This window comes from Prevotella sp. Rep29, from assembly GCF_019551475.1.
Lineage (GTDB): Bacteria > Bacteroidota > Bacteroidia > Bacteroidales > Bacteroidaceae > Prevotella.
Window position 1 is genome coordinate 2,362,252 of sequence record NZ_CP047159.1, and the last position, 13,304, is coordinate 2,375,555.

A 13,304-nucleotide genomic window follows, 5' to 3' on the forward strand; every position below is an offset into this window, starting at 1 on the left:
TTCTCCTACCTCGTTCTTTCAAAAAAGGAGCGCCTGCTCACGGCAGAGCATCTGATGCTATCTGATATCGAAAAGGTTGAAGAAACCAGTCATCATGAAGACCTTCTTGATTTCCTCATTGATATTCTTTATCACCACTTTTCCACCCTTTGCGGAGGTTTCTTTCCGCAACGTGAGGAACAAACGCAAACCCGAGCTGCTGACATATTCCAACTTCGTGCAATCAAGGGTTATTTCCTTGTCGGCATTTTCCATCAATGGTGCCATATCTTGCTGTGCCTGAACAGCTGCAGGAGTGTCGAAACGTCCGTCAAAAACAGCAATGATGCCACCGTCTTGTTCTTTAATTTCAATCGTCATAATCTTTTTCTATTTTTTATTATTATACTTTCTATTCGTAAAGAGGGAAAATCATATTAACAATAAACAAATTGGCAACGAGGAGCACCAGGTGTATCCACAGACCTATCTTCGTGAAGTCATGGAACCGGAAGCCTCCAGGGCCGTATATCAACATGTGAGTGGCTGAACCGATAGGCGACGCGAAAGCCGTGGTGACAGCTATCATCAGCGAGATGACAAACGGCATGGGGTTGCAACCCAATATAGTTGCCTGCTGATAGACTATCGGGAAAAAGATACCGCAGGCACCCACATCGCTCACAAATTCACTCACGACAGAAGCCAAGATACACATCAGTGCCATGATGACATAAGGGTTATGGCCGCTGATTTCCAACAGGCTGTTGGCAAGGGTCTCTGCAACGCCCGTCTTCACGATGGCAGCACTCAGCACCACCGTCGTACCTAAGACAAGCAGCAAGTTCCATTCCACATATTGAATGACTTTCTGCATGCGACAACACTTGAATATCAGCATGGCACCGGCAGCAAGCATCGTTGTCGCCATGAGCGGCAGCACGTGGAACCATGATAGAAGGAACATGCCCAAGGCTATCAGCGACGCAATGACCGTCTTACGCCCCAACTGCGGCACGAAGTGCGAATCGAAGAAGGTAAGGCTCCCCTTTGTCAGAACCTCTATCTCACGGTCGTCCTTCGGCGGACATTCAAACAGCAAGGTATCGCCGGCTTCCAACTTCACCTCACGGGGCTGCTGGTCAACACGTTTTCCCTGACGGGCAACGGCAACGAGCACCAAATCCGTGCGATGCTCAAAACTATTCTCACTCATCCGCGTACCTATCAAGTCACTGCCAAAACCGACATAAGCAGTACGCAGCGTACGCCGATCATCTATTTCACTGACACTATAGACGTGATGGTCGGCTGCCACAAGTCCGTGTGTGCGTTTGAGTTCAAGCAGCTCGCCTATCTGTCCTGAGTATATGAGCCGGTCGCCACCGATGATGAACTCATCCTTGGGAACTGGTGTGATAATCTCTTTGTCAAACCGCACAATCTCTATCAACGAACCGCCAGGAACATTGCGCAAGCCAGCCTCATCGACAGTCAGCCCGACAGCATCGTTCTCCGTCGGCACGAGCAGTTCGACCGTATAGTCGCTTGTTGACTCAAACGACGTCTCGGGCGAAGGGCGATTCGGTATCATCTTCCGGAAAAGCAATACCAACAGGATTCCGATAGCCGTGCAGAACAGTCCTGGAATCAAAGGAGCGAAAAGCGACATTGACTTGCCCGTATAGTCTGCATAAAGTCCGGAAATCACCAGGTTCGACGAGTTTCCTATCAGCGTACACATACCGCCAAGCGTTGCCGCATAGCTCAATGGTATCAGAAGGCGCGAGGGCTGCATCCGCAATTTCCGCGCCCACATTTTCACAACGTCAATGAACAATGCCACGACGTTCACCGAATTGAGCAGTGCTGCAAGCAGAGATATGGGTATCATGAGCGTGAGGATAGCCCCGCGATAATTCTTCGGGGAGCCCAGCAGATGCTTGGTCAACCAATACAGGACACCCGTGTTCATCAGACCAGCCATCACCACGAAGAACGCCCCATGCACGACGACGGGCTCACTACCAAAGCCTGCCATTCCTTCCGACTCCGTCACAATGCCGAAACACAACAAAACGGTAAGCGCACTTAGGAATGCCACCTCAGCGGGAACATGCGTCCGTGAAAGTACCACGAAGATGCTCACCATGGTCAGAATGGTCACCCACGCATAAAGGTTCAATCCTAAAAACACCACGCTCTCCATCATTCTTGTGTCTCTTTTGATTGCTGATTGAGTTTCTTACCAAGTCTCAACACGTTCTTTCCATCTACCCGCTCGTAATTGATGGTATCCATCAGCTGTCTTACGAGGAATATGCCCAGTCCTCCTATCGGACGATCTTCCACCGAAAGGGTTGTGTCCGCCTCTTCCTTCGTTGTCGGGTCGAACGGGATGCCTGAATCGCTGATGACAAAGTTCAAGAAGTCGTCGTCTGCCGAAGCCTCGATGTTGACCGTTCCTGCCTTTCCGTCGGGATAGGCATAGTTCATCACGTTCACCACCGCCTCTTCCAGTGCCAGGTTCAGGCTCATGCCCAAAGACGCATCCAGTTCCAGTGCCTCTGCCACCTGATCGACGAACTCATTCAAGCGCGGGACATCATTCACATCGTTGGCGAGAACGATGCTGCGCTGCATGCGGATATCCCGCTTCAGACCCTTATACTGCACTGCCAGCATCGTCAGGTCATCGCTTTGAGGAGCACTATCCACAAACTCGTTCACCGAGTCGGTCATCCTCTTGATGAAGCTCGTAGGATTCAAATTCTTTTCTTCCTTCAGCTGTTTCGTCAGCGCCAACATCCGGTGTTCCTCATATTGTTCGTGTGAGATGTTCTCTGCCTCCGTCAGACCGTCGGTATATAAGAAGATGATGGAACCTGGATCCAGAAGCGTTTCCTGAACTTCGAACTTGAATCCCATGACGACACCCAGAGGCATATTCGGGATGACAGGCAGCAGCCCCATTCCCGAACCGACCATCAGCGGCGCGCAATGGCCTGCATTACAGAAGCGCAAGCGCCCGGACGGAAGGTCGAGCACACCCACGAACAGGGTCACGAACATCATCGATTCATTCATATCTGCCATGGCTTCGTTCATCTGTGTAACGATTTTCCCAGCATTCGACTCATGTGCTGAGACGATGCGGAACAGACTTCGCGTCACCGCCATCACTAAGGATGCCGGCACTCCCTTGCCGCTCACGTCGCCAATACAGAAAAACAGCTTCTCGTCGCGGATATAGAAATCGTATAAGTCGCCGCCAACTTCCTTCGCCGGAACCAGCTGACCGTAAATATCCACATCTCTACGGTCGGGATAAGGCGGGAATATCTTTGGAATCATCGACTGCTGAATACCGCTCGCGATGCGCAGTTCGCTTTCGATGCGTCCTTTCTGCTCGTTGACAACCTTCAGTTCCTTTATGCGCTCTGTCAAAGAATTCTGCATCATCTTGAACGAGTCATGGAGTTTCAGCATCTCGTCTTTGGTAGTGATTTCGGGCAGTTCGCTTTCGAAATTACCCGCAGCAATCTCGTTGGCTGAATAGGCGAAGCGCTCCAGCGGGCGAGTGATACGCTTCACTGCCTTATGACAGACGAACAATAGTGTCAACAATCCAAGGAACATGGTAGCCACAACGATAAATCCAAGCAGGCTTACCACCTGAAAGAACTCCTTTTCCGGGCAGATGATTGCCATCGACCATCCCGTTCGCTGAATGGGTTTGTAGAATGCCACAGAGGGAATTCCGTCGTTTTTAAACTTCGAGAATCCTTCTTTTCCGTCAATCATCGCATGCGCAATGCCGTCGTCAATCGTATCTTCGGTTTCAGTTATGTTGCTGAATATCGTTTCATTGAGAATCCGTTCTTTCCGCGGATGGACGATATAGGTTCCTCCCCTACTTACTGCCAGCGTATAGGCATCTTTATAATACTTGATATTGCTCAGCAGTTTGGTCAGCCAGTCCAAGGACACGTCTGCCGTGAAGATGGCAAATATCTTACCGTCCTTATCCCTCAATGGATAGGAATAGGTCGTCATGATCATTTCACCGCCACCGGTATCGTAATAAGGCTCGCTCCAATAATCCGTATCCAGCAACTTCGGTATCTGGTACCAGTCCATGTAATGGTACTCATAATCGTCTGTTCCCAACTGTTTGCTTGATATCTCCAGCCCATCCCTGTAGGCATAGGGAGAGAACTGCACGCCACGGTCTTTGTAGTAGTTCGGTTCGAAAGCGACGGCAGACCCGGCAATAATCGGATTGATGTCCAGGAGTTGCTTGGTGATTTCATACATCTTGTCGGGGTCGTCGAGGTGTTCATAGATGAGAGGAACCGTATTTCCCACTGCGACCTCTACCGAATTGAGGACATGATTGATGCGCAGGGTCGTGTTTTCCAACACACCTTCTGCCCGCTGCTTAGCCTCCTTGGAGAGTCCGTTGCGCATAAAAAAGAACAACACGATGCAAATCAAGGCGAAAATGACTCCCGCCGTGAGCAATACCCAAAAGGTGAGCCTCTTGGAGAAAGATTTTGATGTATTGAAAAACCGTGAAAGTTTCATGATCCTTTTATCTGTTTGTAAGCGATTTTATTGCTGATATACCCATTCGTATGGAGTAAGCGAACTGCCAAGTTGAAGTCTCTTTCGTCCAACGTATAGGTTCGCTTCCCGTTTCTTTTGCTCACCAAGGTGTCCAGTATTTTCTCAAGCATCCATTTCTGTGCCTTGCGATTGGTCTTCACCTTCGTCTTCTTTGCCGCATCCATCACAAAATCAAGCGTCTCCTGAGGGTGTGCACATGCCCATTCCCACCCTTGGCGGGTTGCCGCCACAAACTTCTCAATATCCTTTTTATGAGTCTTGTAAAACTCCTCCGTCACATAGACACCGTCTTCGGGGATGTTGTAGCCAATCTTCGAAAAGTACAGGAGTTGGTTTTCCTTCAGTCTCCTGCCCGACATCAGCAGCTGATAATACTCATTATAGCTCATTGCCATCGTCGCGTCTATCGCACCGGAAATAAAGAGATTGATGTTTTGAATGAACGGAATCCACTGAATGTTCAACCCATACTCCTTGTCGAGGATAAAGCCAAGCTCGGAAAAGCCCACCTTCCAGTTGCCTATCCGCATCCCCTGCAAGTCTTTCGGACCTTCAAGCGGTTTTTTCGAGATAATCATCAATGAAGAATTCTGGCTTGCCTGCATCACATTGACCAACCGCAAGCCCTCGTCCATATACTTGATTGCCGAGAGCAAGTGCATCGTAACAAACTGGCTTGTGCCGTCCTTCAGGCGATTCACACAAGAATTAGACGCAGAGATGTGCTCTATTTTCACATCCAGACCAGCCCGCTTGTAGAAACCTTTCGCCACCGCCACATAATATCCGGCAAACTGCGCCTGCGCAGTCCACTGCGGAGTCAACACAAATTGCTCGCCCCTCGCGCATAGCGAAGACAACCAGCAACAGACAAAAAGTAAAACGAATTTCTTCACAAACCCCATACCTATAGTTATTTTCTTTCTTGCCGCTGACACGCCAAGAAGATTGTTGATGCAGCAAAGATAAACATATTTATCCGAAACAACAAATAATATCGTGCATTTTTACGGATTGTCTGTAAACAAAAAATTTACAAAAAGCCATTGTTTCTTAACCCGAATCCGATGAAATTGACCACCAACACACAACTTGCATAAACATACCGAAAAGGGCGTATAAATATGCAGTTGAACTTTCGCTTTCCAAAAGTTCAACTTTTGCACTCTAAAAGTTCAACTTTCACCGCCTAAAAGTTCAACTTTTGCAAGCTAAAAGTTGAACTTTTGGAAAGCCATACTTAACACACTGAAAACCAATAGCTTGCAAAACACCCTCCAATCGTTCCACCCTTGCATAAATATACAAAAGCGGCAAGCGGCTCAACGAGTGGGATGACAGAAGCAGGACGAAAGATATCACCGGAGAACGGAGCGTCGGTACTGAAACGTCTGACAGCGTTCGGATGACCGACATGGACTCTCCCGGCTGCCATTGCCGTATGGAACACAAAAAAAGCATGGTTCCCTTGCCTGGAAACCATGCTTTTTCCGATTCTATTTTTATTTACTTGTCGCTATTCAAACGCCTCTTGAAGGCTGTTATTTCACCTCCCAAGTGTCGTTGGTCGCAAGCAGTTCTTCGAAATTATGGTATTTCTTCTGCTGCTTCACCTCCTCAATCTGTGCATAGACAGCATCGTTGTAGGTCGGTGCCGCCACGTCGCGGATGACACCCAGTGCGATGGGGAAGCCGTCTTCGTTGGACATCATGGCGAGTTTGAGCTGCAAGGTGTCGTCCTCACAATGTGCGTCATGCACGAGCACGTCGTCCAGCGTGTATCCGTCTTTGCCGATTTCCACGACTTTCAGTCCGAAACCTTCCTGCACCAGTCCGAATTCGTTGTTCTCACCGAACACGAGTTTTTCGCCATGACGCACGTAGATGGCATTCTTCTGCCGTCCTTCCTTCGTGTAAACGGCATCGTGACAATGGTCGTTGAAGATGACGCAGTTCTGCAGAATCTCGCAAACGGCAGCACCTTTGTGCTGATAGGCTGCCTTCAGCACGGCGATGGTCTCCGGTGCATCGGTTGCAACGGTGCGTGCAAAGAACTTGCCGCGCGCGCCGAAGCAGAGTTCTGCCGGGCGGAACGGGTCTTCCACGGTTCCGTACGGGCTCGACTTTGAGACGAAACCGCGCGGAGAGGTCGGAGAATATTGTCCTTTGGTAAGACCATAGATACGGTTGTTGAGCAGGATGATGTTCAGGTCGATGTTACGACGCATGGCATGGATGAAGTGGTTTCCACCGATAGCCAGTCCGTCGCCGTCGCCCGACACCTGCCAGACACAGAGTTCGGGATTGGCAGTCTTGACACCTGTCGCGATGGCTGCCGCACGTCCATGAATCGTCTGCATGGCATAGGTGTTTACGTAATAGGGCAGACGACTGGAACATCCGATACCTGAGATGACTGCCATCTGGTGGGGTGCTACCCCTACTTCTGCCATTGCCTTGTGCAGTGATGCGAGGAAGAAATGGTCACCGCAACCGGGACACCAACGTGGTTGTCCTTTCTTATAATCTTGAAATGTATATTCCATGGCTGTTTACTTCTTTAAAATGTCCTCAAATGCAGTAACTAATTCACTCACGACGAACGGCTGTCCTTTCACTTCGTTATACTGGTAAGGCGTGAAGCCGTCGATTTGTCCGCGCAGATAGATTGCGAGCTGTCCGAGGTTCTGCTCTGCCACGACCACTTTCTTGTATCGCTTGAGCACTTCTGCCGTGTTTTTCGGCAGCGGGTTGATATATTTGAACTGTGCCTGCGCCACTTTGTAGCCTTTCTGCTGCAACTCAAGCATGGCGCTGACGAGGTGTCCGTATGTAGAACCGAATCCGACGATAAGCAGGTCGGCATCCTCGTCGCCCATCACCTGAAGGTCGGGAACGGGGATTTTTGCCACTTTCTCTGCACGCAGACGACACATGAGGTCGTGGTTTTCGGGATCGGTACTGATAGCTCCTGTCTTGCCGTCCTTCTCCAGTCCGCCGATGATGTGCGTATAGCCTTCCTGTCCAGGGATAGCCCAGTAACGCACCTTGCTCTCCTCGTCACGGAAATATGGGGTATAGTTGCCCTTCATCTCCGGAGTTACATAGTGCGGACGGATGGCTGGCAGCTCTGCCATGGTCGGCAACTTCCATGCTGCCGAACCGTTTGCAATGAAAGCATCGGTAAGCAGGATAACCGGCGTCAGGTGTTCAAGGGCAATCTTTGCTGCCTCGTATGCAGCGTCGAAACAGTCTGTCGGACTGGTTGCCGCAATAACGGGCATGGGGCTTTCGCCGTTGCGTCCGTAGAGTGCCTGAAGGAGGTCGGTCTGTTCACTCTTGGTGGGCAGTCCCGTGGAAGGACCACCGCGCTGAACGTCAATTACCACCAACGGCAACTCATCGATAACGGCGAGGTTCATCGCCTCACTCTTCAGACAGATGCCCGGTCCTGAAGTGCTGGTGGCAGCAAGCGCACCGGCGAAGGATGCTCCAACGGCTGATGCACAGCCCGAGATTTCATCCTCACACTGAACGGTGATGACGCCGCACGACTTGTGTTTGGACAGTTCATGCAGGATATCCGTTGCCGGCGTGATAGGATATGAGCCCAGAAAGAGGCGCAAACCTGCTTTCTCGGCAGCAGCTATCAAGGCGTATGCCGTAGCCTTATTGCCCGTGATATCCATGTATCGTCCGGTCTCTTTGTGCTTTGATTCGATGCGATAAGTGGCAGGAACACTGGCATGGGTGTTGTGACCGTAGTCATATCCGGCTTGCACAACCTTGATATTGTTCTCAGCGATTTCCGGTTTCTTAGCGAACTTCTCGCGCAGGAAATTGGCAACGAGGCTGAGGTCGCGGTTAAACAACCAGCAAACCAGTCCCACAGCAAACATGTTACGGCATTTGAGCATCGCCTTATTGTCCATGCCTGTGTCCTTAAGACACTCTTTCACCATCGTCGTGAGCGGACATTGCACCACGCGGTCGGGGTCGATACCCATCTCGCCGAGATAGTCTTCCGTCTGGAATGCTGCCTTTTTCAGGTCGTTGGGACCGAAGCTGTCGGTGTCAATAATAATCGTTGCCTGTGGTTTAGCATAGCGATACTGCGTCTTGAGCGCTGCCGCATTCATTGCCACGAGCACGTCACAAAGGTCACCGGGGGTATAGACCTTGCCTGCCCCGATGTGTACCTGAAATCCTGAAACACCGGTCAGCGAACCTTGCGGAGCGCGGATGTCGGCGGGATAGTCGGGAAAGGTTGAGATACCATTACCTACAGTTGCTGATACCGTAGAGAAAATGTTTCCTGCGAGCTGCATACCGTCGCCGGAATCACCTGAGAAGCGGACTACGACTTGGTCGAGTTCCTTCACTTCCAATTGTTCTGCCATAATCTTATGAATTAAAGAACTTTGTTAGGTTAATGTCTGTTATTGGGTTGCAAAGTTCTGAAATAATATTGATTCGGGCAAATTTTTTTTGGAGAAACTCCGCTTTTGGGAACCTTTTTCCCTAATTCTTCCGTTTTTTCCGTCACTTTGCTTCCGATTTCCGCCACCATCCCATCATTTCGTTATTTCCTTTTCCGCCGCTTTGCGCAGGGTTATACGCCAATCACCCCCATATAATCAGCCGTCTTTCTGCAGAGGCGGATTGATGTATTTGTCCCCGATTTGAAAAAAATAAGTCGGGCAACACCTCGCAGAACTAAGAAAGCCAGCTCTGTTTGTTCTGTTCGAGGCTTGCACCGACTTGTTGAAAAGGGCTTATCCCTGCCGAGAGGGTCGAGCGGGTCAATACTTGAACGACGACCCTCCGAGAAATTCGCGCAACAAACTGGTTGGCGGCAACTGGCGGTTAGGCACCGGCAAGAAGTATTCGAGGAATTTGCGCAGGCGGAAAGCTTCGGTAAACTGATCGCAGTTCTCCGGAACCTGTTCCAAGACAGGAATCGCCTGCTGCTTAATCACCGCCAACTCGTATATCATTGCCGTATTGAACATGGCGTCGGCATTCTCCTGGAAGGGGAATATCCATTTGTTTTCTCCTGCTCTCACACTGGGCCAGCGGCGTATAGTCTCCTGCGCCGACACTCCGCGGTATTTGTGGTCGCGGATGATTCGCCGCAGCAGACGGTTGTCGGTCGTCGGGATATAGTTGTGTTTATCCAGAAGTATCGTGGTCAATGCGGAAGCATAGATGCGATATTTCTGCTCTTCGGGAATTTGAGCCGTCAGCTCCGGATTCAGCGCATGAATACCTTCAACCACCAAGATTTCGTGCGGATTGAGCCTCAGCCTTCTTCCGCTCTTTTCGCTTTTCCCCGTCTGGAAGTTGTATTTCGGCAGTTCCACCTCCTCGCCATTGAAGAGAGCGGTCAGTTGCTCGTTGAGCAGCGGGATGTTCAGGGCATGCAGATGTTCGAAGTCGTAGTCGCCCGATTCGTCTTTCGGTGTTTTGTCGCGGTCGAGGAAATAGTCGTCGAGTGAGATGGCTATGGGCTTGATGCCGTTGCACACAAGTTGTATTGACAATCTCTTGGATGTCGTTGTCTTACCGCTCGACGAAGGACCGGCTATCAGCGCCATCTTGACCGTCTTACGCTTGGCAATCTCTTCTGCGATAGAAGCGATTTTCTTTTCCTGCAACGCTTCGGAAACATTGATGACGGTGGTTGCCCATCCTTTTTGCACAGCTTCGTTGAAGTCGCCTACCGTCTGCAGTCCGAGAAGACTCTGCCAGTGGTGATGCTCCTTGAATATCTCGAACATCTTGTCCTGCCGGATGAGTTCTCCCAGTTCATTCGGATTTTTTACCGATGGTATGCGCAGCAGCAGTCCGTCATAGTATTTTTCCAATCCGAAGAGATACAGCATACTGGTATTGGGCAGGAGCGCTCCGTAATAAAAGTCTGCATAATCGCCGAGCTGGTAATAGGTTGTATATAACCTTCCGAGGCTCTTGAGCAACTTCACTTTCGAGACAGAGCCGTTCTTTTCAAAGATGCTGATGGCTTCTTCCGTCGTGCACTCATGCCGCTCGATAGGCATCGCAGCATCGATGATTTCCTGCATCCGGCGGCGTATTTTTTCGGCATCTTCCTGTTCTACGGGATGCCCGATAGACAGGTCGCAATAGTAACCGTTCGAAACGGGAATATCAATCATGACGCTGCCGTCGGCATAGATGTCGTGCACCGCTTTGCAAAGAACTATAAATAATGTACGCGTATAGGCACGAAGTCCGGATGAAGAGGTGATGTCAAGAAACTCCACATCCTTGGGATGATAGAGTCTGAAGTCCAATCCTTCAACCTTATTATTGACCTTGGCACTGATGAGCAAGCCATTAAGTTGTGGCTGAAACGCATCAAAAACTTCAGAAAGTGTGACTCCTTTTGCAAAGTTTCGTGTTTTTTTATTATTTTTGCATCGGATTTGAATCTGGTCTGCATTCATAACATTGATTATTTAATCGTTTTGAGGCGGTAAAGTTAATACATTTTTTTCGTATGGACAATTTTGTCTTCTTAATTTAATATTAATTATGTCGATTTTGGTTGTTTTCAAATTGATAGGCTCGCTTGCTCTGTTGATGTATGGCATGAAGTCGATGAGCGAGAGCCTTCAGAAGATGGCTGGTTCACAACTGCGCCACGTTTTAGGTGCCATGACCACCAACCGTTTCACTGGTGTGCTGACAGGCACGTTTGTCACTGCGGCTGTACAGAGTTCAACGGCGACGACCGTGATGACCGTCTCGTTTGTGAACGCAGGACTTCTAACGCTGGCTCAAGCCATTTCGGTCATCATGGGAGCGAACATCGGCACCACGCTGACGGCATGGATTATGAGTCTGGGCTTCTCGTTCAACATTGCCGACGTGGTCTATCCGGCATTCTTCATTGCCATCCTCTTAATCTATTCGAAGAAAAAACGCTATATCGGCGACTTCCTCTTTGGTATTGCCTTCATGTTCCTGGGACTGGGAACACTCCGACAGACCGGCATCGACATGCATCTGGGTGAGAACCAGGCCGTGCTCGCCTTCTTCTCCAACTTCGACCCCGACAGTTTCCTGACAACCATCATCTTCCTCTTCATCGGCGGTGTGCTGACCATGGCGGTACAGTCGTCGGCAGCAGTCATGGCAATCACCATGATTCTCTGTTCCTCTGGCGTGCTCCCTATCTATCAAGGCATCGCACTGGTGATGGGCGAGAACCTCGGAACGACCGTCACGTCGAACATCGCAGCCATGACAGCCAACACGCAGGCACGGCGCGCAGCCTTTGCCCACATGTTCTTCAACCTGTTCGGCATCGTCTGGATTCTATGTATCTTCAAACCATTCATCAACATGGTGTGCGGCTTTGTCGGATACGATGAGACACTGACCAAAGAGATGCCGGGATTCCTGGAGAATGCAGCCAAGCTGTCGTTCGTCCTGGCAGCCTTCCACACCTGCTTCAACCTTGCCAATACGTTCATCCTCATCTGGTTCATCCCACAAATTGAGCGTATTGTGTGTAAAGTCATCAACCCGAAGATGACGGAGGAAGAGGAAGACTTCCGCCTCCATTTCATACGCGGCGGTCTGATGAAAACGCCCGAACTCTCAGTGCTCGAGGCACAAAAGGAAATTACCCTCTTTGCCGAACGCATCCAACGCATGTTCGGCATGGTGCGCGACCTGCTGGAAGAGAAAGACGAGACAAGCTTCGTCAAGCTCTATTCACGCATTGAAAAATACGAAGGCATCTCCGACAACATGGAAATCGAAATAGCCAAATACCTGGACGAAGTGAGCGATGCCCACCTTTCAGACGACACGAAAGCGAAAATCCGCGCCATGCTCCGCGAGATATCAGAGATAGAGAGTATCGGCGACGCCTGCTACAACATCGCACGATGCATCAACCGGCGCATCCGCGAGAAAGAGGATTTCACCGCCGACCAATATGAACACATGCACCAGATGATGGAACTCACCAACGAGGCACTCACACAGATGAACATCGCCCTCGCCGGACGCAAGGAACACCTCGATGCCAACCGCTCCTTCAACATCGAAAACGAAATCAACAACTACCGCAACCAGCTCAAGAGCCAGAACATCAGCGACGTGAACGACCACAAATACACCTACGGCATCGGCACGATGTACATGGACATCATCTCCGAATGCGAGAAACTGGGCGACTATGTGGTTAACGTCGTCGAGGCACGCATGGGTACACGGCAGAAAGACGCATGACCCCACATCGGGAGAACAACAGACACATCACCACCCCACAAGGGTGTCACCAAGAAAAAACAACTCGCCTATCCCCTCGCCACGATTGTATATTTATACATCGCCTGCCGTTTGGATAGGCGATTCGTAAACAGTTGTATTTCAACGCATTAAGATAGCGTTTCCAAAAGTTCAACTTTTGCGTCCTGAAAGTTCAACTTTCATCGTCTAAAAGTTCAACTTTTGCAAGCTAAAAGTTGAACTTTTGGAAAACGAAAGTTCAACCGTATATTTATACGCCCTTTTCCGTATGTTTATACAGGGTGTGAAGAAGCCCAAACCAACCCCACCCCTGCCCCTCCCCTACGAAGGGAGGGGAGCGCCTGACGGGAGGAAAGACGCTGCGCTAATGGATAATTCTTTTAGTCGCTACGCTTGGTAAAAGCGTCAAA

At 50.0% G+C, this 13,304-nt stretch carries 9 protein-coding genes; 1 reads left to right on the plus strand and 8 read right to left on the minus strand.

Annotation, left to right across the window (positions count from 1 at the left end; genetic code table 11):
* Positions 1-57 precede the first annotated feature (57 nt).
* From GRF55_RS10080 to GRF55_RS10115, 8 genes are all read right to left on the minus strand, one after another.
* A complete protein-coding gene (locus GRF55_RS10080) occupies positions 58-360 on the minus strand; it encodes an STAS domain-containing protein (protein WP_220368280.1) in 303 nt (100 codons plus the stop codon).
* Between the two features lie 31 nt (positions 361-391).
* A complete protein-coding gene (locus GRF55_RS10085; RefSeq protein ID WP_220368281.1) occupies positions 392-2,191 on the minus strand; it encodes an SLC13 family permease in 1,800 nt (599 codons plus the stop codon).
* A complete protein-coding gene (locus GRF55_RS10090) occupies positions 2,188-4,566 on the minus strand; it encodes a SpoIIE family protein phosphatase (RefSeq protein ID WP_220368282.1) in 2,379 nt (792 codons plus the stop codon). Before GRF55_RS10090 ends, GRF55_RS10085 begins: the two co-directional genes overlap by 4 nt.
* A complete protein-coding gene (locus GRF55_RS10095; protein ID WP_220368283.1) occupies positions 4,563-5,435 on the minus strand; it encodes an ABC transporter substrate-binding protein in 873 nt (290 codons plus the stop codon). The genes GRF55_RS10090 and GRF55_RS10095 overlap by 4 nt, the downstream gene beginning before the upstream one ends.
* A 413-nt stretch (positions 5,436-5,848) precedes the next feature.
* Positions 5,849-6,043: a hypothetical protein gene (locus GRF55_RS10100; protein ID WP_220368284.1), complete on the minus strand. Its 195-nt coding sequence runs from the start codon at positions 6,041-6,043 to the stop codon at positions 5,849-5,851.
* A gap of 106 nt (positions 6,044-6,149) precedes the next feature.
* Positions 6,150-7,154 (minus strand): 2-oxoacid:ferredoxin oxidoreductase subunit beta, encoded by a 1,005-nt coding sequence (locus tag GRF55_RS10105; RefSeq protein WP_220368285.1) that lies wholly within the window; start codon positions 7,152-7,154, stop codon positions 6,150-6,152.
* A 6-nt stretch (positions 7,155-7,160) separates the two neighbouring features.
* A complete protein-coding gene (locus GRF55_RS10110; RefSeq protein ID WP_220368286.1) occupies positions 7,161-9,008 on the minus strand; it encodes a 2-oxoacid:acceptor oxidoreductase subunit alpha in 1,848 nt (615 codons plus the stop codon).
* 402 nt (positions 9,009-9,410) lie between these two features.
* Positions 9,411-11,075: a nucleoside kinase gene (locus tag GRF55_RS10115; protein ID WP_220368287.1), complete on the minus strand. Its 1,665-nt coding sequence runs from the start codon at positions 11,073-11,075 to the stop codon at positions 9,411-9,413.
* Positions 11,076-11,163: 88 nt separating this feature from the next.
* Between GRF55_RS10115 and GRF55_RS10120 the strand changes: the two genes are divergently transcribed.
* Positions 11,164-12,873 (plus strand): Na/Pi cotransporter family protein, encoded by a 1,710-nt coding sequence (locus GRF55_RS10120; RefSeq protein WP_220368288.1) that lies wholly within the window; start codon positions 11,164-11,166, stop codon positions 12,871-12,873.
* The last annotated feature ends 431 nt before the right edge of the window (positions 12,874-13,304 follow it).

What these genes read in the sequence shown, in the direction of transcription:
- GRF55_RS10100 (WP_220368284.1), bottom strand. Translation starts at nt 6,043, where the DNA reads ATGGCAGCCGGGAGAGTCCATGTCGGTCATCCGAACGCTGTCAGACGT.
- GRF55_RS10120 (WP_220368288.1), top strand. Translation starts at nt 11,164, where the DNA reads ATGTCGATTTTGGTTGTTTTCAAATTGATAGGCTCGCTTGCTCTGTTG.
- GRF55_RS10105 (WP_220368285.1), bottom strand. Translation starts at nt 7,154, where the DNA reads ATGGAATATACATTTCAAGATTATAAGAAAGGACAACCACGTTGGTGT.
- GRF55_RS10110 (WP_220368286.1), bottom strand. Translation starts at nt 9,008, where the DNA reads ATGGCAGAACAATTGGAAGTGAAGGAACTCGACCAAGTCGTAGTCCGC.
- GRF55_RS10080 (WP_220368280.1), bottom strand. Translation starts at nt 360, where the DNA reads ATGACGATTGAAATTAAAGAACAAGACGGTGGCATCATTGCTGTTTTT.
- GRF55_RS10115 (WP_220368287.1), bottom strand. Translation starts at nt 11,075, where the DNA reads ATGAATGCAGACCAGATTCAAATCCGATGCAAAAATAATAAAAAAACA.
- GRF55_RS10090 (WP_220368282.1), bottom strand. Translation starts at nt 4,566, where the DNA reads ATGAAACTTTCACGGTTTTTCAATACATCAAAATCTTTCTCCAAGAGG.
- GRF55_RS10085 (WP_220368281.1), bottom strand. Translation starts at nt 2,191, where the DNA reads ATGATGGAGAGCGTGGTGTTTTTAGGATTGAACCTTTATGCGTGGGTG.